The following is a 22,409-nucleotide window of genomic DNA, read 5'->3' as shown; positions in this document are numbered from 1 at the left end:
TGCACTAGTGCAATGGAGAGCGCCATGCAGGGGACCCCGCAGCCGACGACACCCGCCGCCTACACCCCCACCGACCGCACCGTCCCCACGCGCTCCCCCGACCGGGCCTCGTACGACGAAGACGTCGTGCACGCGATACTCGACGAGGGCTACGTCTGCCATCTCGGCTTCGTCCGCGACGGCGCGCCGGTCGTCCTGCCCACGCTGTACGCCCGGGTCGGCGAGCGGCTCTACCTGCACGGCTCGACGGGCTCGCGTCCGCTGCGGATGACGGGGCAGGCCGACCCGGGACTGCCGGTGTGCGTGACCGTCACCCACGTCGACGCGCTGATCCTGGCCCGCTCGGCCTTCCACCACTCGATCAACTACCGCTCCGTGGTGGTGCACGGCGTCGCCCACGACGTGACCGACCCCGAGGAGAAGCGGGCCGTCCTGGACGCGCTCGTCGACAACGTCGTCCCCGGGCGGGCCGCCGACTCCCGGCCCGCCAACAAGAAGGAGCTGGCCGCCACCGCGGTGATCCGCCTCGACCTGAACGAGGTCTCCGCCAAACTGCGCACCGGCGGTGTCAACGACGAACCTGAGGACCTGGCCCTCCCCCACTGGGCCGGCGTCGTCCCGCTGCGCAAGGGCTACGACACTCCGGTCGCGGACGCCGACCTGGCCCCCGGCACCGAACTCCCGGACTACCTGGGGTGAGGTGAACTCGGACGGGGCCGTCCCGCAGACGCGCCCGAGCGCGGAAGATCGGGCGCGGAGGCTCGGACGCAGAGGCTCGGGCGCGGAAGTTCGGGCGCGGAAGTTCGGGAAGCCCCCCGCTCGGCGGGGTCCACGGACTTCCTCCGCGTGCTGCACCGTGCTGCCCGACAGGGCGCCGGAGGTGCTTTTCGGAGGCCCGCCTCAGAAGGCGGGCGGCGGCAGAACGAGTGCCCCGGAACGCATGATCGGCAGCCCTAGGCGGCGGTCCCGCGGGCCGACAGTTCCTTTTCGCCGCCACCGCCGGCCACCGGTTCGACGGAGTTCTTGGCGGGCGCGGACGACTGCGCGATGAACGCGCCGGCGAGCACCACCGCACCACCGATGATCTGCGGCGCCGAAAGGTGCTCGCCGAGCAGAACCCAGGCGAGCACGGTCGCGACGACCGCTTCGAGGCAGGCCACGACGCCGGCGACCTGCGGGGAGAGCCGGCGTACCGACAGCACCCCGGTGACGTACGCGAGGACGGTGGCGACGAGCACGATCCAGCCCAGCAGTACCCCGGCCGCGACCGGGGTGCCGCCCATGTCCGTGGTGTGCGCGAGGACGGACCAGTCCATGCCCCAGGGCCGCGCGACGACGGTCAGCACGGCGGTGCCGACGAGGAGGCCGTACGCGATGACCCCGAGCGGGTCGGGCGCCTGGTCGCCGGAATCGCTGCCCTGGTCGGACAGCACGAAGTAGCCGACCTGGCAGCAGGCGGCCCCGAGCGCGAGCAGCAGGCCGAGGACGTCGAAGCTCAGGCCGGACCAGACCTCGACGACACAGGCCAGCCCGCCGACCGCGAGGACCACCCCGAGCGCGGCGGCCCGCGTCACCGGCCGCCGCTGCACGAACCGCACCCAGCCGAGCACGAGCGCCGGCGCGAGGTACTCGACGAGCAGCGCGACCCCGACGGGGATCCGGGACAGCGCGGCGAAGTAGCAGGCCTGGACACCGGCCACGGCGAGTAGTCCGAACCCGGCGAGCAGGGCGGGACGGCGACGCGGCAGCGCGCGGTGGCGGACGGCGACCGGCAGCATCAGCAGGGCGGCGCCCGCCACCCGCAGCCACACCACGTGGAGCGGGTCGAGTCCCGCCTCGATCAACGGTTTGGCCGCGACTCCGGATCCGCCGAAGGCGAGTGCGGACGCCACCGCGAGACCGAGCCCCACGCCTCTGCCCTGGTGGCTCTGACTGCTCTCAGACGTATGCACCCGTCACATGATGGCAGGCGATGACATGAGCGTCACGCTCGTTCACACCTGTCTCACCGACTGGAACGGGACGCTCCCCGGTCCGCCGGTCGCGCGACCGACCCGCTCAGCCGGTCCGCCGTAAGCGACTGTCGACCCGGACGAACACCACGTGCGCGTCGATCCCGGCGCGCTCCAGTACCTCGACGGCCCGCGCCTCCGGGTCGACGAGGATCGCGGCGAGCAGGTCGATGCCGAGCGTGGGTCCGCCGCGGCGGCCGGCCCGTGCCCGGGCGTACTCCATCGCCCCGCCGGCCAGCGGGGAGTAGCCCTCCGCGCGGATCACCACGGGCAGGGCACCGGAGTCCTCGACGCTGCCCTGCCAGCGCAGTCCGTAGCCGATGCTGCGCTGCACGAGGTAGCCCATCAGGCGGGCGAGCTGCGGTTCACCGTCGAAGACGGACCGCACCTCGGGGTCCGACTCCAGGAGCGAGTGCAGCAGATGGGCGGTGTCGATCTGCCGGTCCCCGTCCCGGACCGCTCTGCGGCGGGCACCGGAGACCACCGCTGACAGCTCGGCGCTGAGCCTGACATCGTCGTCCGGGCGGACCAGGGGCCGGCTGTCGGGCTCGTGGGCCGAACGCCGGGGGGTACGGGGTTGCACATCCCCCATCCCACCAGTCCCCCGGTATCGGGGCATCCGCGAAAGGAAGCATCTTCGCGTCCGACAGGAAGGGGACCCCGCATGCCGGAATCTCCTCCTCACGGATGAGATCACGCCGTTTATCCCCGAGCGGGCGCGCCGCCTTGCCCCGCACCCCGAACGCGACCACGGCCGCCCGCGGGTCTGCTCATCGACATTTCCTGACGGTTCATCAGTATTGAATGTTCCAGGCCCTGCGGCTACGTTCCGCGACACCGTAGCCCGACACGAAGAGGTGGTCGCATGGCCGAAGTCAGCGCGGAGGCACGTATCGAGGCACCCGCGGAGAAGGTCTGGGCCCGGCTGACCGACTGGTCCGCGTACGGCGAGTGGAACGCGACCCACACCAGCTTCCCCAAGGGCGGCCCGGAGACCCTCGCCGTGGGCGGGACGTTCCAGGAGAACATGAAGCTCATGGGGTTCCCGGCCGAGATCGAGTGGACCATCGAGGAACTCGAGCCGGCCCGGTTGTTCGCCGTCCGCGGCAAGGGCCCGATGTCGGTGATCGTCGCCAACCGCTACACCCTGACCCCCGAGGGCGACGCGACGACCGTACGGATCGACGGCGAGTTCACCGGTGCCGCGGTCTCGCTGATGGCGGGCAAGCTGAAGGACTCGGCCACGGCCGCCCTGAACGAGTCGCTGCGCAAGCTGGCAGGCCTGGTCGTCTGACAGCGGACCGGCGCCTGACCGCCGCACCCTTCGGGAACGCGAAGGCGCCCCGCGGATTCCTCCACGGGGCGCCCCTGCTTCGCCGTACGGCGGTCAGCCCTCGTCGGCGAGGATCAGATACAGCTTCTTGCGGGCCTCGTTGATGACGGAGAGCGCCTTCTCGCGCTGCTCCTTGCTGCCCGTCTTCCAGACCTGCCCGAAGGCCTCCATCAGACCGAAGCCGGCCTGACGGATCTCACCGAGTGCTTCCCAGTCGACACCGCGGGAGGCTTCCTCCCAGGGCGCGTCGGGGCCCTCGTCGGCCGCGGTGCGACCGGCGTCGGTGAGCGCGAACAGCTTCTTGCCGCCCTCCGACTCACTGACTATCAGCCCCTCGTCCTCCAGCAGTTGGAGGGTGGGGTACACCGAGCCCGGGCTGGGCTTCCACGCCCCGCCGCTGCGCTCGGCGATCTCCTGGATCATCTCGTAACCGTGCATCGGCCGGTCCTTCAGCAGGGCGAGGATCGACGCGCGCACATCACCGCGCCGCGCCCTCCCCCGCGGTCCGCCCCGACCCCTGGGCCCCCAGGGTCCCGGCCCGAAGCCGGGGCCACCGAAGCCGGGACCACCGGGTCCACCCGGCCCGAAGGGCCCGAAAGCAGCCCTCCGCCCGTCGAAGCCGTCCCCGCCACGGCGGCCCGGACCATCCTGTCGACGTCCATGTCCACGCTCGTATCCGTGGGTGCGCATCCCAATCACTCCATTCCATCGTTGATCTGTCGCGATGCCTCAACGATATATCGGGACTGTTCGGATGACAACCCCCTGACGCAACGCAACCGGTGCGGCACGTGCCGGGGGGACGAGATCCGCGCCTCGGACGGAGCCTCGACGTACGCCGAGGTGCGTCGCCGGCGCTGCTGCCAGAGCTGCTGCCAGTGCCGCTGCCGGCAGCTCAGCGTGGACCGCGCCGCGCAACCCGCCTGGCGGAGGCCGTAAATCGGTCCACCGTCCGGGAATTGGCCTTGGTCCGGGGCTTCGCCGAGCCTCTAGCGTCGAGGCATGCGGATCCGAATCGTCGACGCCTTCACCGACCGCCCCTTCACCGGCAACCCGGCCGGGGTCCTGCTCCTCGACGCCTTCCCGGACGACGAACGGCTTCAGCAGGTGGCCCTGGAGGTCAATCACGCCGAGACCGCGTTCGCCCACCCGCTGCCCGAGGGCGGTCCGGCCGACTGGGCGCTGCGTTGGTTCACCCCGGCCGCCGAGGTCAACATGTGCGGCCATGCCACGCTCGCCACGGCCCACGTCCTGTACTCCACCGGCGCCCACGAGGGCCCGGTGCGGTTCGCCACCCGCAGCGGGGTCCTGAACGCCACGCTCAGCGAGGACGGCTCGATCACCCTGGACTTTCCGACTGCGACGCTCACCCCCGTGGAGCTCCCGGACGGAGTGGCCGAGGCTCTCGGCACCGAGCCGCTCGCCGTCTTCGACACCGGCCCGAACGTCGGCGACCTGCTGGTCGAGGTCGCCGACGAGAGGACGGTGCACGCCCTGAGGCCGGACATCAGGTCACTGGGCGCGTTCTCCGAGCGCGGCATCATCGCCACCGCCCGCGCCGAAGACCCCACCCGGGGCTACGACTTCGTCTCCCGCTGCTTCTTCCCGAACGTCGGCATCGACGAGGATCCGGTCACCGGCAGCGCCCACACGACCCTCGCCCCGTACTGGTCCGAACGCCTCGGCCGCACCGAGCTCACCGGCCTGCAGGCCTCCCCGCGCTCCGGCCGCGTCCACACCGAGCTGCGCGGCGAGCGCACCCTGCTGAGCGGTCGCGCGGTCACCGTCATCGAGGGGGACCTGCTCGCCTGAGCGCCTCACCCCGTCGGCAGCCAGCCCACCTTCCCGGCCAGCAGGGCGTAGCCGACGAACGCGCCGATGTCGAGCAGGGAATGCGCCACCACCAGTGGACCCACCCGGCCCCAGCGGCGGTACAGGTACACGAACACCACGCCCATCACCATGTTGCCGATGAAGCCGCCGATGCCCTGGTAGAGGTGGTAGGAGCCGCGGAGCACGGAACTGGCCATCAGGGCCGTGCCCGCCGTCCAGCCCAACTGGCCCAGGCGGCGCAGGAGATAGCCGACGACGATGACCTCTTCGACGATCGCGTTCTGCATCGCCGACAGGATCAGCACCGGGTACTTCCACCACACCTCGGGCAGCGCCTCCGGCACCACCGTGAGGTTGAAGCCGAGACCGCGTGCGGCCAGGTAGAAGGCGATACCGGTACCGCCGATCACCGCCGCGACCGCGGCCCCTCGGCCCAGGTCCGGCCACGGCCGGGTGCGGTCGAAGCCGAGGGTCCTGAGGCTTCGCCCCTCACGCAGCAGGAAGTGCGCGACCAGCGCCACGGGCACCAGCGCCGAGGCGATCCCGAACAACTGCCAGGCGAGATCGAGCCAGGGACGGCCCGGCGCGGCCGAGGCGTTGAGGGTGGCCGCCTGGTCCTTCAGGCCCCCCGGTTTGGTGACCGATCCGACAAAACTGATCAGGGCGGACACACCGCTCGCACCGAGCGAAAGCCCCAGAACGAGCAGGGTCTCATCGCGGAAGATCCGTCGTGAGAACCGCTCCGGAGGAAAAGAACCGGCCACCGCGCCCGCCTCCGACTGCACACCTGCCTCCAGTTGAGTAATCCCGCCGCATCCCCACCGCCGCCCCACTAAGGTCTCGAAAGTAGTTACGAAGATCGTGCGCGACAGGCCGTCGGGGGACGGACGCCGTACGGGGGCGTACCTCCCTTCTTGCCTGCCATACGGCCGGATTCCGGCGCGTGACTCAGCAGGGCGACAGGGAGGGGCACCACCGTCATGGGACGTCACAGCTTGCCCGATCAGTATGGGGCGGGCGGCAGCGCCCCCCGCCCACGCGCTCGCCGCCGCACGATGGCCGTCGCGACCGTCCTCGTCCTCACCGTGGCCGGCGGCACGGCGGCCGCCGTCCAGAGCGGGCTGCTCTCCTTCGGCTCCTCCTGCCAGGACGACCCCGTGCGGCTGAAGCTCGCCGCCTCGCCGGACCTGGCGCCCGCCCTGACGACCGCGGCGACACGGGCTCGCGCCGACGACCTCACCTCGGATGGGCGCTGCATCGCCGTCACAGTGACCGCGCGCGACGCGTACAAGGTCACGAACTCGCTGCTGGCGGGCGAGAAGCCGGACATGCAGGTGTGGGTGCCGGACTCTGACCTGTGGGTCCAGCGGCTGACGGCGGGCAGTGGCGCGGCCGAGCTGTCCCAAGTAGGTAACGTCGCCTCCACCCCGGTCGGGATGGCGATGGTGCCGACGGCCGCGAAATCACTGGGGTGGCCGCAGAAGACGTACAACTGGCTGGAGCTGGCCGGCGCCGCCATGCAGGACGACTCGCTGAAGCTCGGCGCGGCCGACCCCGCGCGCAGCGCGACCGGGCTGCTCGCGCTCACCCGGCTGAGCAGCGCCGCCGCTCAGTCCGAGGACGGGGACGGGGGCGGGGACCGGGACGGGGACGGGGACACACAGGCCGCGGCGATGATGAAGGCGCTGGCGCAGCGCACCTCGGACACCGACGGGCAGGTCCTGGAGACGCTGCCGCGCGACTCCTCGGCCTCTGAGCAGGGCAACCCGAAGCGCAACCAGGCGCTGGTGCTGACCGAGCAGGCCGCGTTCGCGTACAACTCCTCGGCCGACCATGCCGGCAGCCTGGACCTCTTCTATCCCAAGGACGGTTCGCCACGGCTCGACTACCCGTACACCCTGGTCGCCCAGGCGGGGCTGACCACCGACCAGAGCCGGGCCGCGATCCGCTTCATGAGCTACCTCCGGCAGCCGGAACAGCGTCGGCTGCTGGCCCGGCACGGCTTCCGGGCGTCGGACGACGAGGTGTCGGACACGCTGGTCGCGAAGGCCGGCGGCAGTGGTCCGCAGCCGTACGCCGAGCCCGCGGTCGAACCGGCCGCGGCGGAGACGCTCGAGGAGACCCTCGGCATGTGGACGATCACGGTGCAGAGCGCCCGGATCACCACGGTGGTGGACGCCTCCTCGTCGATGTCGGAACAGGTCCCCCGCACCGAGCGGTCGCGGATGGACGTCACCAAGGCCTCGCTCCTCCGGGCTCTGGCCACCTTCACACCCGAGGACGAGATCGGGTTGTGGAAGTTCTCCACCAAGTTGGACGGCGACAAGGACTACCGCGTGCTCGTGCCGACCCGACGGCTCGGCGACCGGGTCGGCGGCGGCACCCAGCGGGACCGGCTCTCGACGGCGTTCAGCGGCCTGGCCCCGGTGCCGAACGGCGCCACCGGGCTGTACGACACCACGCTCGCCGCGTACCGGGCGGCGACCTCCTCCTATGTGAAGGGGAAGTTCAACGCGCTGGTGGTGCTGACCGACGGGGTGAACCAGGACCCGGGCAGCATCTCGCGCGGCGACCTGGTCTCCCGACTGGAGAAACTCACCGATCCGAAGCGGCCGGTGCCGCTCATCCTCATCGCCGTGGGTCCCGACGCCGATCGCGCGGAGGCCGAGCAGATCGCCAGGCCGACCGGCGGTTCGGGCCAGGAGGTCAGCGATCCCGCCCAGATCCAATCGGTGATCCTCAAGGCGATCGTGGCGGCGGGCACCCGGGGTGAGAGCCAGGGCTGACGCCTCATGACACCCGGGTGCCAGCCAGGCCTGACGTCACCTGACACCCGGGTGCCGGCCACGGCTGACACCCCCTGGCGCCCGGACCGGCTTCTCGCCCTCAGCCCAGCGGCACCGGTTCCGGCAGTCCCACCGGCCAGGTGTGCACGGGTTCGCCTTCGTGCATCAGCTCGCGGTACCGACGGGTCGTCGCGGCCAGCGCGGCCTCCCTCGACAGCCCGGCCTCCAGGGCCCGGTGGAAGGTCGCGGACTGCCAGGACGCGCCGTTGACCCGGCGCCGGCACCGCTCCTCGATCACCCCGAGATACAGGTCGCGGTCGGCGGGTTCGACCCCCCACGCCTCCAGCCCGGCCTCGGCGAGCGGCAGCAGTTCGTCCCGTACGAGGCTCACCGCGTCGATCTCCGCCGTACCGCCGTAGCGGCCGCGCCGGGGCCAGGTGAAGCGGGCGTCGATGCCGTACCGGCACGCGGCGTCGAAGTTGGCGGCGGCGGCTTCGAACGGCAGCCTGGTCCACACCGGCCGGGACTCCTCGGCGAGGGCGCGGACCACGCCGTAGTAGAAGGCCGCGTTGGCGATGACGTCGGTGATGGTGGGGCCGGCGGGCAGCACGCGGTTCTCGACGCGCAGGTGCGGGACCCCGTCGGCGATGCCGTAGACCGGGCGGTTCCAGCGGTAGACGGTGCCGTTGTGCAGGACGAGTTCGGCGAGTTTCGGGACACCGCCCGCGTCGAGGACGGCGAGCGGGTCCTCCTCGTCGCAGATCGGCAGCAGGGCCGGGTAGTAGCGCAGGTTCTCCTCGAAGAGGTCGTAGGCGGAGGAGATCCACCGCTCACCGAACCATGTGCGCGGGCGCACGCCCTGAGCCTGGAGTTCGGGCGGGCGGGTGTCGGTGGACTGCTGGAACAGCGGCGGGCGGGACTCGCACCACAGCTCACGGCCGAACAGGAAGGGCGAGTTGGCGCCCACGGCGATCTGCGCGGCGGTGACGGCCTGGGCGGCGTTCCACACGTCGGCGAAGCGGCCCGGGGTGACCTGGAGGTGAAGCTGCACGGAGGTGCAGGCGGCTTCGGGTGCGATGGACTTCGACGTACAGGTCAGACGCTCGACGCCGTCGATGTCGAGGGTGAACTCCTCGCCGCGGGCGGCCACGATCTGCTCGTTGAGCAGGGCGTAGCGGTCGACGTCGGAGAGGTTGGAGGAGACCAGGTCGTCCCGGTCCAGAGTCGGCAGAATGCCGATCATCACGATTCCCGCGTCGAGTTCCCCCGCTTTTCGGTCGGCATATGCCAGAGAGGTACGGAGTTCCTCGGCGAGCCGGTCGAATACCCGCCCACCCAAACGGTGTGGGGCTATGTTGACTTCCAGGTTGAACATGGCGAGTTCTGTTTGGAAATCTCGGCTTGCGATGCGTTCAAGCACCTGCGCGTTGAGCATTTTCGGCATGCCGTCCGAACCCGTGAGATTCAATTCGATCTCCAGCCCCATGAGGTTCTTCGGGCGATCGAACCGCTTCTCGGCCAGGAGTCGCTCAAGCCCCGTCAGGCACTGTCGGAGCTTGTCACGGTAGCGCTGGCGATCGGACAGGTCGAACTGGCCTGCCACGACCTTCTCCCCCATCGAAGCGTCCCTCCTCGATTGGGCGGGCCGACGAGCCGCCCGCCGATGTCCGGGTCAGGTGTGATGATGCCCAGCCGAGACGATCGATAACGTCCCGGACGGGCCTGACAGCCGCTACTCTTGCGGATGTGACCGGTGGCACATTCGCCAGGCATGGTGCACTGTGCAGTTTCGAGTTCCCTGAGCAACTCGTGAAAAACGCCGACGAGAATGGGCCGTCCACCGCCCAGGCATTTCCCGAGGTCACCGTCGTGCGATCGCCCGGGAATCGGGATGTTTTCCGCGAATCACCGACCGAATGAACCCTTGCCGCGCCCAGCGGAAACAGCTAGACGAAACACCGTAGGAACATATGTCGTATAAACTCCGCGAACAAGGCAGAAGGCTGGCACCCGCGGCCCTCGATCCTGCCGTCAGGTGACATGCGGCAGGCCTCAGCCCCCGGTTCACCGGACCACGGCCCCCGCCTCTCTTGCCTCGCGAGCTGACAGCGCCGTCCGCCCCGCCCCGCCCTCGCGCCACTGTGCCTGTCGAATGAGAGGCGACCCACCATGCCCCTGCATGTCCCCCCTGCTCCCGCGCCAGCCCTTCGCTCCGTCCTCACCGCCCTCGGTTCCCCCACCGCGGTCCGTGAGGCACGCACCCCCTCCTTGTTGCACGCCCAGGGACCTGTCACGCCCGAGCTGCCGCTGCCCGTGCACGTCCTGGACGGGATCGACGCCACCGGCGTCCCCGCCACCCGGCTGGCCGGCTGGCGTTTCCTGATCCGCAGCGGCGACCACGCGGTGGCCGCGGCCGAGACCATGCTGACGCCCGACGGATGGGCGTTCTCCCGCTTCTTCGAGGGCCCGTACATCGCCTCCACCGAGCACGCGCTGCGCCAGGCGGAGACCATCAAGCAGCCCTACCAGGCGCGTCTGCTGTCGATCCCCGGCCTCTACATGCTGACGCTCTGGCTGCACGGCGACTGCACCGCCGACGGCGCGACCGGCCACCTCGCCGCCACCGACCTGCTGGTCCCGCTGGCGCCCGCCCCGCCCGGCATCGCCGCCCACCGCCCGCACCGGGTGGCCGACCTGCTCCCGGTACTCACCCATCGGGTGACTCCCGCACCACTGCTCAGCTCTTCCGCCTGACATTCCGCACCTCGGCGACCTTCGTACCCCGCCCCGAATTCCGGATAGCGGGGTACGACGCTGTTTCCGGCACACTTACGCTCGTACCAGGATTCCCACAGGCCTATTCGCTCGTACGAGCACTTTATGGCTCGTACGAGCCGGACGGGATCTCTGACCCGTCCGGACCAGCCCCATCCGACCCCTGCGAACCATCCGAAGTGACAGTGCAGTTGGGGTGAACCGTCCGGGCGGGTGATGCGTCATCAACCTGTGAGAAGCGGTGCTGCTAAATCCCTGCGGATTGACGTCCGTGGGGCAACACTGGGTTCGGACCGACTTATCCAACGGGGGGCGGCCATGAACGACGCTTCAAGCCGCGAAACAGACACGACATCCATCTCATCCGTCACGACAGAGCGAAAGATCCCATCAATGTGCCAGCACCAGCCACCGTGCCCGACAGCCGACTCCGCCGACCGGGAATCCGCGCGCCTCGCCGCGCATCACCCGGAACAGGGATGGAGCCTGCTGTGCAACGGAGTCCTGCTCTTCGAGGACACCGGTGAGCTCCTGCCGGACGGCCGGGTCATCGCCCCGCACCGTCCACTGGCCGGCCAGGCACTGAAAGTCGCCTGAGCCCGACCGGGCGGTCCACCGCGCCGCCCGGAGTACTTGAGGGGCCGGCTCGCAGCCTCGACTGCGCACCGGCCCCGACGCATGTCCGGGGTCGGTCACTCCCCGTAGCCCCTCGTGTGTGCTGCGGTCTCGCGGGTGCCGTCCCGCGCGCATTCAGAGGGCGTTCGGGGCGCGCTCGGGAGTGCGCTCTTCCCACGGTCCACCTCCTTCCGGAAGACTTCTGGAAGTTTCGTGGATCCGTCCGGTGCGCAGAGGGCCGACGGGCACCGTCGACGGAGGTGGGGAAGTGGCAGCAGGGGAGGCCGACGCCGAGACGGCGCCGCGGGCGCGGGGCAAGGTCACGATCACGGAGATCGCCCGGCAGGCCGGGGTCTCGGTGCCGACCGTGTCCCGGGTGGTGAACGGCCGGTCCGACGTCTCGCCACGCACCCGGGCCCGGGTCGAGGACCTGCTGCAACGGCACGGCTACCGCAAGCGCCCCGCCGCCCCCGGCACCCGGGCCGCCCTGCTCGACCTCGTCTTCAACGACCTCGACAGCCCGTGGGCCGTGGAGATCATCCGGGGCGTCGAGGAGGTCGCCCACGCGGCCGGGGTGGGCACCGTGGTGTCCGCGATCCACGGCCGCACCGGCGACGCCCGGGAGTGGCTGCGCAATCTGCGGGCCCGCGCCTCCGACGGCGTCATCCTGGTCACCTCGGCGCTGGAGCCGGTGCTGCACGAGGAACTGCGCATCCTCGGCGTCCCGCTGGTGGTCGTCGACCCGGCGGGCTCCCCCGCTCTCGACGTGCCGACCGTCGGCGCGGCCAACTGGTCGGGCGGTATGGCGGCCACCGAGCACCTGCTGTCGCTGGGGCACCGCAGGATCGGCCTGATCGCAGGGCCGCCCCGGCTGCTGTGCTCCCGGGCCCGCTTCGACGGCTACCGCGCGGCGCTGGAGGGAGCGGGCCTCGCGGTGGACGACTCCCTCGTCGTCCCCGGCGACTTCCATCCGGAGTCCGGGTTCACCGGCTGCAACGCCCTGCTGGAGCTGCCCGAGCCGCCGAGCGCGGTGTTCGCGGCCAGCGACCAGATGGCCCTCGGCGCGATCGAGGCGCTGCGGCGGCGGGGGCTCAGGGTGCCGGAGGACATGAGTGTGGTCGGTTTCGACGATCTTCCGGAAGTCCGCTGGTCGGCTCCGCCGCTGACCACCGTGCGCCAGCCGCTCGCCGACATGGGCAAGCTGGCTGTCCGCACGGTGCTGCGGATGACCCGCGACGAGCAGCCGGATTCCCCGAGGGTGGAGCTCGGCACCGAGCTGGTGGTCAGGGCCAGCACGGCACCGATGACCGGGGCGTAGTCGTGGACGTCCCCGGGCACCCCCCCTCGCGGGCGCCCGGGAACGGGTTCCTGAGCCGGCGGTCGCCCTACTTCAGCGCCTCCCGGATCGCGAAGTACGCGGGCTTCGGCGCCAGTTGCTCGTCCCACGGGAGCGCCGCGCCCTGGCCCTCGAAGAACGCCGGGATCCACGAGTATCTGTCCGTGTAGTCCCACAGCGTGATGCCGACGCAGCGGCGCACCGCGAGGCAGGCCTCGGTCATGTCCCGGTACCACTCGGCCTGCGTGGCCAGTTTCGCCTCGTCGGCGGGCACGTACATGCGGATGTCGACCTCGGTGAGCGCGGTGTCCAGTCGGAGCCGTGAGAAGCGGCGGAGGTTGTCCTCCAGGGTGGTCGGATACCCGTACTGGAGGGCCAGGTGCGCCTGGAGACCGATGCCGTCGAGCGGGACGCCCTGGGCCTGGAGTTCCTGGGCCAGCTTGTAGTAGGCGTCGCTCTTCGGGCCGATCGCCTCGATGTTGTAGTCGTTGAGGTAGAGCTTGGCCTTCGGGTCGGCCTGGTGGGCCCAGCGCAGGGCGTCGGCGATGTAGCCGGGGCCGAGCGTGTTGTAGAAGACGGTCTCGCGGTAGGTGCCGTCCTCGTTGAACGCCTCGTTGACCACGTCCCAGGCGTAGATCTTGCCCCGGTAGTGTCGGACCTCCGCCTGGATGTGCTTCTTCAGTACGGCCCTCAGCTCGGGCGCCGTCCAGGTGCGGCCGGTGAGCCAGCCGGGCAGCTGGCTGTGCCAGACCAGGGTGTGGCCGCGCACCCGCTGGTGGTTGGCGCGGGCGAGGTTCACGATCTCGTCGCCCTTGGACCAGTCGAAGACGCCCTGCTGGGGTTCGGTGGCGTACCACTTCATTCCGTTGCCGGGCGTGATCATGTCGAACTCGCTACCGAGGAGCGCCTTGTACGGCTCGTCGGTGAGCTCGGGGTTGTCGGTGGCACTGCCGAAGTAGCGGCCGTGGCGCTGGGCGAGGTCGGTGAGGGTGGGCTGCTTGCCGTGCTGTTCGCCGGCCTGGGCCGCCGGGCCGGTCGCGGCACCCGCGGCGACCAGGACGGCCGCGAGGGCGCCGGCGAGTCTGAGTCGGGTGCGGGAGCGAGTGGTCGTACTGCGCATGGTGCGACTCCTCACGTGCGGATGGGGTGCCCCTGCTTGAGCGAAGTCCGGGGGCGGGGAGGGTGAGTTGTACGGCCGCGGGTGCCGGTCATCCCTTCGTGGCGCCCGCGGCGAGGCCGCCGACCAACTGGCGCTCGGCGACCGAGTAGAAGGCGAGGGCGGGGACCATGGCGAGCACCAGGTAGGCGAAGACCTTGGCGTACTCCGCGGAGTACTGACCCTGGAACTGCTGCACACCGATCGGGATGGTCCACCAGGTGGGGTCGGTGAACACCAGCAGCGGCAGGAGGAAGTTGTTCCAGCTGGCGACCACGGCGAGGACCGAGACGGTGCCGAGCGCGGGCCGGGCCATGGGCAGCAGGATTCGCCAGAAGAACCCGAACGGGCCGCACCCGTCGAGCGTGGCCGCCTCCTCCAGCTCGCCGGGGATCTGCCGGAAGAACCCGCGCAGGATGATGATCGTCATCGGCAGTCCGAACGCGGCCTGCGGCAGGATCACGCCCAGCGGGTTGTCCAGCAGGCCCAGCGAGCGCAGCAGCAGGAACAGCGGCAGGGCCGCCACCGCGAAGGGGAACATCAGCCCCATCGTGAACAGCGTGAACAGCAACTCCCGGCCGCGGAAGGCGAACCGGGCGAAGGAGAACGCGGCGAGCGCGGATGCCGCGACGACGATGACGGTCGTCCCGATCGCGATGAGCGTGCTGCTGCCGATCAGCTGCCAGAACGAGCCCGAGCCGAGGATGCCGGTGTAGTTGGAGGTCACCCACGGGTCGGGCAGCCCGATCGGGTTGCGGGAGAGCTGGTCGGTGGACTTGAAGCCGGAGACGATCGCGTAGAGCAGGGGTACGGCCATCACCGCGCCGACCGTGACGAGGACGACGTGGACCGGGAGCGTCTTCCCGCGGGACGTCCTCGTGAGCGCCTTCCGCGGCGGCGAATTCCGTGTCGGCGTCTTCTGGGTGAGGGTCACTTCCCGCCTCCTCGCATGGTCGTGGTGGCCCCTTCGAGGTCGCGGCGGAGCACGAACCGCTGGTAGGCGAGGGCGAAGACGAGGCTGATGCCGAACATGACCACGCTGATCGCTCCGGCGTAGCCGACCTGGTAGCGCTTGAAGCCGTACTGGAACATGGTCACGGCCATGGTCTCGGAGTGGTGGTCGGGGCCGCCCTGCGTGATCACCCACACCAGGTCGAAGAGCTGGATCGAGCCGATGACGGACAGGAACACGCTGATACGCAGGGTCGGTGCGAGCAGCGGCAGGGTGACGTTGCGGAAGCGCTGCCAGGCACTCGCGCCGTCGATGAGTGCCGCCTCGGTCAACTCGGCCGGGATGGACTGCAGTCCGGCCAGGTAGAGCATCATGTGGAAGCCGAAGAACTTCCAGGTCATGACGAGGAAGAGGGTCGCCATCACGGTGGAGGGGTCGGCGAACCAGGTGCTGCCGAGCCCTTCCAGGCCCACGCCGCCCAGGACCTGGTCGGCGAGACCCTCGTCCGGGGCGAAGATCATGCTGAACAGCACCCCGGTGATGGCCTCGGACAGGATGTACGGCGCGAAGAACAGCATCCGGTAGACCGCCCGGCCCCGCATCCGCTGGTTCAGCAACACCGCCATGCCGAGCGCGAACGGCAGCTGGAGGGCCAGCGACAGCAGGATCAGGACCAGACAGCGCCACAGGTCGCCCAGGAACACCGGGTCGTCGAAGAGCCGGTCGAAGTTGTCGAGGCCGACGTAGTCGGAGGGCATGCCGAAGCCGCCCCACCGGAAGAAGGCCGCGTACAGGGCGAACAGCATCGGCAGCAGCACGAGCCCGATGAACAGCACCAGGGCGGGCAGTTGGAAGGCCGTCGCGGTGAGCCAGTGCAGCACGCGCCGCCGGGCCAGCCCCCGGGCCGCGCCCGCCGACGGGGGCGGGAGATCGACGTCGGGGCCGGTCCGCTTGTCCGGAAGGAACGTGGAGGTCATCGCCGGCTACTGCTCTTCCTTCGTGGCCTGCGTGATCGACTGGGCGACCTGCTCGGGGGACTTGGAGCCGGCGATGAGCGCGCCCACGCTGTCGTTGACCTCCTGGCCGACGGCGGGGGCGTATGCCTGGTCGAGGTAGAGCTGGAAGCCGGTGGCGCCGTTCAACTGCGCTTGTACGGCCTTGAAGTTGGGGTCGGTGATGGCGCTCTCGGCCCCTGGGACCACCGGCAGCACATTGGTCTTCTTGACCAGTTCCAGGTCGGTCGCCTCGGAGGCGAAGAACTTCAGGAAGTCGACGGCCGCCTGCGGGGCGCCCCTGCGCAGCGCGTGCCCGCCGCCCCCGCCGAACACCTCGGTGATGGCGCCCTTGCCGCCCTCCACGGCGGGGAAGGGGAAGAAGCCGAGGTCGTCCCCGAGGCCCTTGCCCGCGTCGGCCTGCACCGCGGGGGCCCACTGACCCATGAGTTCCATCGCCGCCTTGCCGTTGCCGACGGCCGCGGCCTGGCCGGTGGGGCTGGAGTAGGCGGCGTTGAGGAACCCCTTCTGGAAGGGCTGGAGGTCCACGAGTTCCTTGAGGTGCTCGCCCGCCGCGACGAACTCGGCTCCGGTGAAGTCCTTGTCGTCGTAGGCCTTCTGCAGGGCGTCCGCACCGGCCGTGCGCATGGCGAGGTACGCCCAGTAGTACATGCCGGGCCACTTCTCCTTGCCCGCGAGACCGATGGGGGTGATGCCCTTGGTCTTGAGCTTGCCCACGGCTTCGAGGAAGTCGCTCCAGGTGGTCGGAGGCGTGCTGACCCCGGCCTGCTTGAACAGGGCCTTGTTGTACCAGAAGCCGATCATGCCGATGTCGAACGGAATGCCGTACACCTTGTCGTCGAGCAGGTACGGCGCCTTCGCGGCCTTCAGCAGGGCGTCGGCCCACGGCTTGGTCCGGTCGGTGAGGTCCTCGACCAGCCCGGCGTCGGCCTGCTGCTTCAGGACACCTCCGCCCCAGGTGTGGAAGATGTCGGGCAGCTTCCCGGAAGCGGTCAGCGCCGTCATCTTCGACTTGTAGGCGTCGTTCTCCAACTGGACGATCTTTATCTTGACCTTGGGGTTCTGCGCCTCGAACTTCTTTGCCAGAGACGCCCAGACGCCCTTCGCCGGTTCAATCGTGGAGATGTTCCACCACTCGATGGTGGTCGTCCCGGACGACCCTCCGTCCGAGTCGCCGCCACAGCCGCTCAGTGCCGTCATGCTCAGGCCGGCCGCGGCGGAGGCCGCCAGGAAGCCGCGGCGGGACAGTGCCGGGTCGCCCATCATGCGCTCCTTGGGGTACGGGAGGGCGCATCCACGCCCGTCCGTTGGACCGAAAGTTTCGGAGATAATCCAGAAAGGTTCGTCGTTGCCGCACCCTAGAGACAGCGGCCAAACGGTGGCAACCCCTTGTACGCGGGGAATCTCGGGGGAGGTCCCCGTCAACTCGTTCCGGAAAGCCGCCGGTTCACGAGTCGGAGGGCGTGTAGGCGAACCAGTCGAAGGCCACGCTGCCCTCGGTGACGTACATCCCGATCACCCGCCCGGTGAAGCCGCCGGCGACCTGGGTGGAGAGATAGCGCCCGTCGAGTTCGGCCAACGGCCCGGGGCTCTCGGGCTCGTCGTCGGGCTCGTCGTCGGCCTTGTGGTCCGCCTCGACCTCGACCGAGAAGGAAACCGTGTCGGGGCCGCCGGCCCGGATGCCGGGGGCTGGTTCGCGTGCGCTCGTGGAGAGGGGGGTCACGAGGGACGCCGTGCGGATCTCCACGACGAGCGTGACCGGCCCCGGCGGGACCGGCCGCCGGGCGACGCGCTGTCGAACAGGTCCGATACGGGCGATGACGCTCGCCTCTCCCCCGGCGACTTCGAGGTCGTAGTGGTGGGCCTCGTCGATACGGACGGACAGCCCGGCGCGACCCGCTCCGGGGTCCAGGCGGGCCGCGACCCGGCAGTCGGGGTGCTGCTGCCGGCGCCCCACGAGGGTGTGGGCCGGCCGGTCGAGGCTGTCCCCCGTGGCGTGCAGGGTCAGCCGTCCCGGCCGTTCGTCCAGCGACCAGGAAGTCTCGGGCCTGCGGCGCGGGGAGATCCAGTGCGGCGCGAGGTCCGAGGCGTCGAAGTCGTCCCGCTCCGGCGGGAGTTCGACGGGATGCCAGGCCGCCGGTGCCGGATGCCGCTCGCGCACCGGGCCGACCCGCGGCCAGCCGTCCGCCCACTCCACAGGGGTCAGGAAGGTCTCCCGGCCGAGCACGTGGAAGGAGGGGAAGAAGCCGCGGGGCCGGGTGCCCAGAAGCAGCATCCACCAGGTTCCGTCGGGCGCCTGGACCAGATCGGCGTGACCGGTGCACTGGACGGGCAGGTCGGTGCCGCGATGGGAGAGGAGCGGGTTGCCGGGGGCCGGTTCGTAGGGGCCGCGCGGGGAGCGGGCGCGGGCGATCGAGACGCTGTGGCCGTGTGCGGTACCGCCCTCGGCGAGCATCAGGTACCACCAGTCGCCGATGCGGTAGAGGTGCGGCGCCTCGGGGTGCTGCATACCGGTCCCGGACCATACCGGGAGCGGCCCCTCCAGCACGGTGCCCGTCGCGGGGTCGATGCGTGCCACCCGTACTCCGGAGACGGCGCACCAACAGGAGCCGTCGTCGTCCCAGGCCAGGTCGGGGTCGATCCCCTCCAGGTCGATCCAGACCGGGTCGGACCAGGGGCCTTCGGGCCGCTCGCTGGTGACGAGGAAGTTGCCGCCACCGGAGACATTGGTCGTGATCATGTAGAAGCGGCCGTCGTGGTACCGGATCGTCGGGGCGTAGATCCCCGCGGAGGCCACCGTGTGGTCGGGCAGCGTCAACTGCCCGGGCCGGTCCAGGACGTTGCCGATCTGCCGCCAGTGCACGAGGTCACGGCTGTGGAAGAGGGGGACGCCCGGGAAGTACTCGAAGCTTGAGCAGACGACGTAGTAGTCCTCGCCCACCCGGCACACACTGGGGTCGGGATGGAAGCCACCGAGTACCGGATTGTCGTACGTCCGCATGCGCGTCAGTCCCTTCGAGCGTCGCGATGGAGCGAAACTTTCGGATGATCTGGCGAACGTTACGGAGCAGCACTGTAGGTGGCCTCGACGACCGGGGCAAGACGTGGCGAGGGGCACGCCGGGACGGGATCGGCTGAGCCCGGACAAGATCAAACCCTGACGCCCGCCCCGTCAGTCTTAACGGAAGCTTGACGCCCTCGGCACCCCCATCCTTGGGCCCGGGTGTCACTCTCTGCTTACGCTTGTCCCGCCGTACACGTGATGGCCGGATCCACACGTTGAGCCGCACCTCAGGAGCACCCTCAATGGCCACCACCGAACACCCTCCTTCCAGTCGTCTGCGCACCTGGATGCTGGAGGGGCTGTCCGACATGGGAAAGGACGGCGGCCACCAGGGACCCCACGCCGTACCGGAACCCGCGCACAAGGGCCAGCGCTGGTGGCGGGTGATGTGTCTGACCGGTGTCGACTACTTCTCCACTCTCGGTTACCAGCCAGGTATCGCGGCCCTCGCGGCCGGCCTGCTGTCACCGGTAGCGACCATCGTGCTGGTGATCGTCACCCTCGCCGGCGCACTGCCCGTGTACCGGCGAGTGGCCGAGGAGAGCCCGCGCGGCGAGGGCTCGATCGCGATGCTGGAGCGGCTGCTGTCCTTCTGGAAGGGCAAGCTGTTCGTCCTGACCCTGCTCGGCTTCGCCGCCACCGACTTCCTGATCACCATCACCCTCTCCGCGGCGGACGCCTCGACCCACCTGATCGAGAACCCGCACCTGACGAGCACCCTGCACGACCAGAAGATGCTGATCACCCTCGTGCTCGTGGCGCTGCTCGGCGCGGTGTTCCTCAAGGGCTTCCTGGAGGCGATCGGTGTCGCGGTCGCCCTCGTCGGCGTCTACCTCGTGCTGAACCTCGTCGTCGTGTTCGTCGGTCTGTGGCACGTGATCACCGCGGGCCATGTCGTCGCCGACTGGTCCAGCGCCCTGACCGCCGAGCACGGCAACGTCTTCGCCATGGTCGGCGTGGCCCTGCTCGTCTTCCCCAAACTCGCCCTCGGCCTCTCCGGTTTCGAGACCGGCGTCGCCGTCATGCCGCACGTCCAGGGCGACCCGGACGACACCGACGAACGGCCGACCGGACGCATCCGGGACACGAAGAAGCTGCTCACCGTCGCCGCCCTGATCATGAGCGGCTTCCTGATCGCCACCAGTTTCATCACCACCCTGCTGATCCCGGAGAAGGAGTTCGAGCCCGGCGGCGAGGCCAACGGACGCGCGCTGGCCTTCCTCGCGCACGACTACCTGGGCAACGCCTTCGGCACGGTCTACGACGTCTCGACCATCGCCATCCTCTGGTTCGCCGGCGCCTCCGCGATGGCCGGACTGCTCAACCTGATGCCCCGCTATCTGCCCCGCTACGGCATGGCTCCGCACTGGGCCCGCGCGGTGCGCCCCATGGTCATCGTCTTCACCCTGATCGCGTTCCTGGTCACTTGGATCTTCGACGCGGACGTCGACGCGCAGGGCGGCGCCTACGCCACCGGTGTGCTGGTCCTGATCAGCTCCGCCGCGATCGCGGTGACCATCGCCGCACGCAAGGCCGGCCAGCGGCACTGGACCGTCGCCTTCGCGGTGATCTCGGCGATCTTCCTCTACACGACCGTCATGAACGTCATCGAGCGCCCCGACGGCGTGAAGATCGGCGCCTGCTTCATCGCCGGCATCATCCTGGTCTCCCTGCTGTCCCGGCTGGCCCGTGCCTTCGAGCTCCGCGTGACCAGCGTGACGCTCGACGACATGGCGGAACGTTTCATCCGCGACATGGCAAGCCGCAAGATACGGTTCATCGCCAACGAGCCGGACCAGCGGGACAAGGCCGAGTACCGCGACAAGATCGAGCAGATCCAGCAGGACAACGACACCCCCGGGGAGGACTTCGTCTTCGTCGAGGTCACGGTCGTCGACCCGTCCGAGTTCGAGGCCGGCCTGACGGTACACGGCGAGGTCCTGCACAACCGCTACCGCGTCCTGACCCTGGAGTCCTCCTCCATTCCGAACGCCCTGGCCGCCCTGCTCCTCCATGTGCGCGACTCGACCAGGTGCACCCCGCACATCTACTTCGAGTGGACCGAGGGCAACCCCTTCGCCAACTTCCTGCGCTTCTTCCTCTTCGGTCAGGGCGAGGTCGCCCCGGTCACCCGAGAGGTTCTCCGCGAGGCCGAACCGGACCGTGCGCGACGACCACGGGTCCATACCGGCTGAAGCGCGGGTCGCATCACGGGCCGAAGCGCGGAGGTCGACCCACGGGACCGACCTCGACTTCTGCACGGGCTCCAGGCCCAGGAACCCGTGGCTCCGCTACCTCCCGAACCTCCGCGGCGGACGCACCACGACCTGCCCGAAACTCAGCTCACCGGCCACCTCCACACGCAACACCACAGGTGTCTCCGGCACAGCCGACCGCGACGCCTTGATCTTGGCGTAGTTGGTCACCAGGGCGTCCGTGTCCACGACGACGCCCGGCCGCGTGAGCAGCTTCAGGGAGCCGCCACGGATGTCGAGGTCGAGGCGCAGTGTGTCGTATGTGATCACGGCCTGGGTGAAGTCGAGTATCACCTCGCCCCACGCGGAACGGATCTCCATCCGCCGCGGCACCACCCAGCCCTCACCGCGCCGCGTCGAGGCACCCTCCTGTTCGATCCGCACGACGTCCTTGACCTCGGCCGCGCCCCAACTCGCGGTCGCCGTCGGCAGATCCGCCGTGAGAACGGCCAGCTCTCCCATCGTGCGCGCGGTCAGCGCGGCACCCACCCGCTCATCGAGTTCCTCCGCGGTCAGCCGCCCGTCCCCCGCAGCGACCCGCAGCACGTCCACGACCTGGTCCCGGTCCGCGTGCGAAGCCCTCAGCCCGAGCTCCGTGCCGACACCAGGCAGTCCGCTGACATGAGATGACCCATCAGCCATGCGCCTCATCCCCTCCGTCGTCACACTAAAGCTATATCGCGTTATACCCAACGGCCAACCCCCCGCCCGCGGTTCCCCGTCGGCGCCCTATCGTGACCGGCATGCAGTCCTACACGATCGGCCAGGCAGCGCGGCTGCTCGGCGTGAGCCCTGACACCGCGCGACGCTGGGCCGACGCCGGCCGGGTGGCCACCCACCGCGACGACAGCGGGAAACGGCTCGTCGACGGGCGGGACCTGGCCGCCTTCTCGGTGGAACTCGCCAAGACCGGCAGCAGCGAGGAGGACACGCCGTACACCTCCGCCCGCAACGCCTTCCCCGGCATCGTCACCGCGATCAAGCTCGGCGATGTCGCCGCCCAGGTCGAGATCCAGGCCGGCCCGCACCGACTCGTCTCCCTCCTGACCCGCGAGGCGGTCGAGGAACTCGGTCTGGAGGTCGGCATGGAGGCCACGGCTCGCGTGAAGTCGACGAACGTGCACATCGACCGCGTCTGAAACACCGGGTCCACGGATCACGTGAACACCGGACGGCGGATTCCGTAGAAACGCACCTGCGTACCCTCACCCTCACTTACGCCAGCTCATGCGACGCACCAGGAGACTTATCCCTCGCATATGCGGAAGTATGATCGGCG

The 22,409-nt window shown here is 70.0% G+C and carries 20 protein-coding genes; 9 read left to right on the top strand and 11 right to left on the bottom strand.

All coding sequences use genetic code 11. The annotated features are described in order from the left end of the window. Positions 1 to 24 precede the first annotated feature (24 nt). On the top strand, positions 25 to 699 hold the full coding sequence (locus tag AB0H86_RS10110) for a pyridoxamine 5'-phosphate oxidase family protein (RefSeq protein WP_362435394.1): 675 nt from the start codon (positions 25 to 27) through the stop codon (positions 697 to 699). Positions 700 to 953: 254 nt separating this feature from the next. On the opposite strand, the gene AB0H86_RS10105 is transcribed toward AB0H86_RS10110, so the two are convergent. Then, complete coding sequence (locus tag AB0H86_RS10105) at positions 954 to 1,952, bottom strand: EamA family transporter (protein WP_362435392.1); 999 nt, start codon at positions 1,950 to 1,952, stop codon at positions 954 to 956. Between the two features lie 106 nt (positions 1,953 to 2,058). Continuing rightward, positions 2,059 to 2,595 carry a Clp protease N-terminal domain-containing protein gene (locus tag AB0H86_RS10100; protein WP_362435389.1) on the bottom strand — a complete coding sequence of 179 codons (537 nt, stop codon included), beginning with the start codon at positions 2,593 to 2,595 and terminating at the stop codon, positions 2,059 to 2,061. Positions 2,596 to 2,877: 282 nt separating this feature from the next. On the opposite strand from AB0H86_RS10100, the gene AB0H86_RS10095 reads away from it, so the two are divergent. Continuing rightward, the gene (locus AB0H86_RS10095) at positions 2,878 to 3,306 is read left to right on the top strand and encodes an SRPBCC family protein (RefSeq protein ID WP_362435387.1); all 429 of its coding nucleotides are present in this window, start codon (positions 2,878 to 2,880) and stop codon (positions 3,304 to 3,306) included. A 93-nt stretch (positions 3,307 to 3,399) separates the two neighbouring features. Here AB0H86_RS10095 and AB0H86_RS10090 read toward each other — a convergent pair whose 3' ends face one another. Beyond that, positions 3,400 to 4,035 carry a PadR family transcriptional regulator gene (locus AB0H86_RS10090; protein ID WP_362435385.1) on the bottom strand — a complete coding sequence of 212 codons (636 nt, stop codon included), beginning with the start codon at positions 4,033 to 4,035 and terminating at the stop codon, positions 3,400 to 3,402. A gap of 312 nt (positions 4,036 to 4,347) precedes the next feature. On the opposite strand from AB0H86_RS10090, the gene AB0H86_RS10085 reads away from it, so the two are divergent. Next, positions 4,348 to 5,157: a PhzF family phenazine biosynthesis protein gene (locus AB0H86_RS10085; RefSeq protein WP_362435383.1), complete on the top strand. Its 810-nt coding sequence runs from the start codon at positions 4,348 to 4,350 to the stop codon at positions 5,155 to 5,157. A 5-nt stretch (positions 5,158 to 5,162) separates the two neighbouring features. Here AB0H86_RS10085 and AB0H86_RS10080 read toward each other — a convergent pair whose 3' ends face one another. Next, on the bottom strand, positions 5,163 to 5,963 hold the full coding sequence (locus AB0H86_RS10080; RefSeq protein ID WP_362435380.1) for a type II CAAX endopeptidase family protein: 801 nt from the start codon (positions 5,961 to 5,963) through the stop codon (positions 5,163 to 5,165). Positions 5,964 to 6,158: 195 nt separating this feature from the next. Between AB0H86_RS10080 and AB0H86_RS10075 the strand changes: the two genes are divergently transcribed. After that, entirely contained in the window at positions 6,159 to 7,964 is a 1,806-nt protein-coding gene (locus AB0H86_RS10075; protein ID WP_362435378.1) for a substrate-binding and VWA domain-containing protein, read from the top strand. A 100-nt stretch (positions 7,965 to 8,064) separates the two neighbouring features. Here the strand turns inward: AB0H86_RS10075 and AB0H86_RS10070 are convergent, their stop codons facing one another. Beyond that, positions 8,065 to 9,582: a glutamate--cysteine ligase gene (locus AB0H86_RS10070; protein ID WP_362435375.1), complete on the bottom strand. Its 1,518-nt coding sequence runs from the start codon at positions 9,580 to 9,582 to the stop codon at positions 8,065 to 8,067. A 551-nt stretch (positions 9,583 to 10,133) separates the two neighbouring features. Here AB0H86_RS10070 and AB0H86_RS10065 point away from each other — a divergent pair. The 3 genes from AB0H86_RS10065 to AB0H86_RS10055 all read left to right on the top strand — a co-directional run bounded on the left by AB0H86_RS10065 (position 10,134) and on the right by AB0H86_RS10055 (position 12,672). After that, positions 10,134 to 10,718: a hypothetical protein gene (locus AB0H86_RS10065; RefSeq protein WP_362435373.1), complete on the top strand. Its 585-nt coding sequence runs from the start codon at positions 10,134 to 10,136 to the stop codon at positions 10,716 to 10,718. A gap of 414 nt (positions 10,719 to 11,132) precedes the next feature. After that, positions 11,133 to 11,336, top strand: a complete 204-nt coding sequence (locus tag AB0H86_RS10060) for a DUF5999 family protein (RefSeq protein WP_362435371.1) — start codon at positions 11,133 to 11,135, stop codon at positions 11,334 to 11,336. 286 nt (positions 11,337 to 11,622) lie between these two features. Further along, on the top strand, positions 11,623 to 12,672 hold the full coding sequence (locus AB0H86_RS10055) for a LacI family DNA-binding transcriptional regulator (RefSeq protein ID WP_362435369.1): 1,050 nt from the start codon (positions 11,623 to 11,625) through the stop codon (positions 12,670 to 12,672). A 67-nt stretch (positions 12,673 to 12,739) separates the two neighbouring features. Here the strand turns inward: AB0H86_RS10055 and AB0H86_RS10050 are convergent, their stop codons facing one another. The 5 genes from AB0H86_RS10050 to AB0H86_RS10030 all read right to left on the bottom strand — a co-directional run bounded on the left by AB0H86_RS10050 (position 12,740) and on the right by AB0H86_RS10030 (position 18,812). Then, on the bottom strand, positions 12,740 to 13,810 hold the full coding sequence (locus AB0H86_RS10050) for an endo-1,4-beta-xylanase (protein ID WP_362435367.1): 1,071 nt from the start codon (positions 13,808 to 13,810) through the stop codon (positions 12,740 to 12,742). Positions 13,811 to 13,898: 88 nt separating this feature from the next. Beyond that, entirely contained in the window at positions 13,899 to 14,663 is a 765-nt protein-coding gene (locus AB0H86_RS10045; protein ID WP_362436447.1) for a carbohydrate ABC transporter permease, read from the bottom strand. Positions 14,664 to 14,776: 113 nt separating this feature from the next. Continuing rightward, positions 14,777 to 15,775 (bottom strand): sugar ABC transporter permease, encoded by a 999-nt coding sequence (locus AB0H86_RS10040; RefSeq protein WP_362435365.1) that lies wholly within the window; start codon positions 15,773 to 15,775, stop codon positions 14,777 to 14,779. A gap of 6 nt (positions 15,776 to 15,781) precedes the next feature. After that, a complete protein-coding gene (locus tag AB0H86_RS10035) occupies positions 15,782 to 17,074 on the bottom strand; it encodes an extracellular solute-binding protein (protein ID WP_362436445.1) in 1,293 nt (430 codons plus the stop codon). A 184-nt stretch (positions 17,075 to 17,258) separates the two neighbouring features. Further along, a complete protein-coding gene (locus AB0H86_RS10030; RefSeq protein ID WP_362435362.1) occupies positions 17,259 to 18,812 on the bottom strand; it encodes a glycoside hydrolase family 43 protein in 1,554 nt (517 codons plus the stop codon). 305 nt (positions 18,813 to 19,117) lie between these two features. On the opposite strand from AB0H86_RS10030, the gene AB0H86_RS10025 reads away from it, so the two are divergent. Next, positions 19,118 to 21,070, top strand: a complete 1,953-nt coding sequence (locus AB0H86_RS10025) for an amino acid transporter (RefSeq protein WP_362435360.1) — start codon at positions 19,118 to 19,120, stop codon at positions 21,068 to 21,070. 96 nt (positions 21,071 to 21,166) lie between these two features. Here AB0H86_RS10025 and AB0H86_RS10020 read toward each other — a convergent pair whose 3' ends face one another. Then, positions 21,167 to 21,772, bottom strand: coding sequence for a DUF1707 domain-containing protein (locus AB0H86_RS10020; protein WP_362435358.1), 606 nt, complete (start codon positions 21,770 to 21,772; stop codon positions 21,167 to 21,169). A 101-nt stretch (positions 21,773 to 21,873) separates the two neighbouring features. Between AB0H86_RS10020 and AB0H86_RS10015 the strand changes: the two genes are divergently transcribed. Next, positions 21,874 to 22,269 (top strand): helix-turn-helix transcriptional regulator, encoded by a 396-nt coding sequence (locus AB0H86_RS10015; protein ID WP_362435355.1) that lies wholly within the window; start codon positions 21,874 to 21,876, stop codon positions 22,267 to 22,269. The last annotated feature ends 140 nt before the right edge of the window (positions 22,270 to 22,409 follow it).

The organism is Streptomyces sp. NPDC050997 (assembly GCF_040660135.1).
Taxonomy (GTDB): Bacteria; Actinomycetota; Actinomycetes; order Streptomycetales; family Streptomycetaceae; genus Streptomyces.
Note: the sequence above shows the minus strand (reverse complement) of the source record. Positions and strands in the feature narration are given on the sequence as shown.

Coding starts and splice junctions, on each gene's coding strand:
- AB0H86_RS10110 (WP_362435394.1), top strand. CDS start 25: ATGCAGGGGACCCCGCAGCCGACGACACCCGCCGCCTACACCCCCACC.
- AB0H86_RS10095 (WP_362435387.1), top strand. CDS start 2,878: ATGGCCGAAGTCAGCGCGGAGGCACGTATCGAGGCACCCGCGGAGAAG.
- AB0H86_RS10090 (WP_362435385.1), bottom strand. CDS start 4,035: ATGCGCACCCACGGATACGAGCGTGGACATGGACGTCGACAGGATGGT.
- AB0H86_RS10085 (WP_362435383.1), top strand. CDS start 4,348: ATGCGGATCCGAATCGTCGACGCCTTCACCGACCGCCCCTTCACCGGC.
- AB0H86_RS10075 (WP_362435378.1), top strand. CDS start 6,159: ATGGGACGTCACAGCTTGCCCGATCAGTATGGGGCGGGCGGCAGCGCC.
- AB0H86_RS10070 (WP_362435375.1), bottom strand. CDS start 9,582: ATGGGGGAGAAGGTCGTGGCAGGCCAGTTCGACCTGTCCGATCGCCAG.
- AB0H86_RS10065 (WP_362435373.1), top strand. CDS start 10,134: ATGCCCCTGCATGTCCCCCCTGCTCCCGCGCCAGCCCTTCGCTCCGTC.
- AB0H86_RS10060 (WP_362435371.1), top strand. CDS start 11,133: ATGTGCCAGCACCAGCCACCGTGCCCGACAGCCGACTCCGCCGACCGG.
- AB0H86_RS10050 (WP_362435367.1), bottom strand. CDS start 13,810: ATGCGCAGTACGACCACTCGCTCCCGCACCCGACTCAGACTCGCCGGC.
- AB0H86_RS10045 (WP_362436447.1), bottom strand. CDS start 14,663: ATGGCCGTACCCCTGCTCTACGCGATCGTCTCCGGCTTCAAGTCCACC.
- AB0H86_RS10040 (WP_362435365.1), bottom strand. CDS start 15,775: ATGACCTCCACGTTCCTTCCGGACAAGCGGACCGGCCCCGACGTCGAT.
- AB0H86_RS10035 (WP_362436445.1), bottom strand. CDS start 17,074: ATGGGCGACCCGGCACTGTCCCGCCGCGGCTTCCTGGCGGCCTCCGCC.
- AB0H86_RS10030 (WP_362435362.1), bottom strand. CDS start 18,812: ATGCGGACGTACGACAATCCGGTACTCGGTGGCTTCCATCCCGACCCC.
- AB0H86_RS10025 (WP_362435360.1), top strand. CDS start 19,118: ATGGCCACCACCGAACACCCTCCTTCCAGTCGTCTGCGCACCTGGATG.
- AB0H86_RS10020 (WP_362435358.1), bottom strand. CDS start 21,772: ATGGCTGATGGGTCATCTCATGTCAGCGGACTGCCTGGTGTCGGCACG.
- AB0H86_RS10015 (WP_362435355.1), top strand. CDS start 21,874: ATGCAGTCCTACACGATCGGCCAGGCAGCGCGGCTGCTCGGCGTGAGC.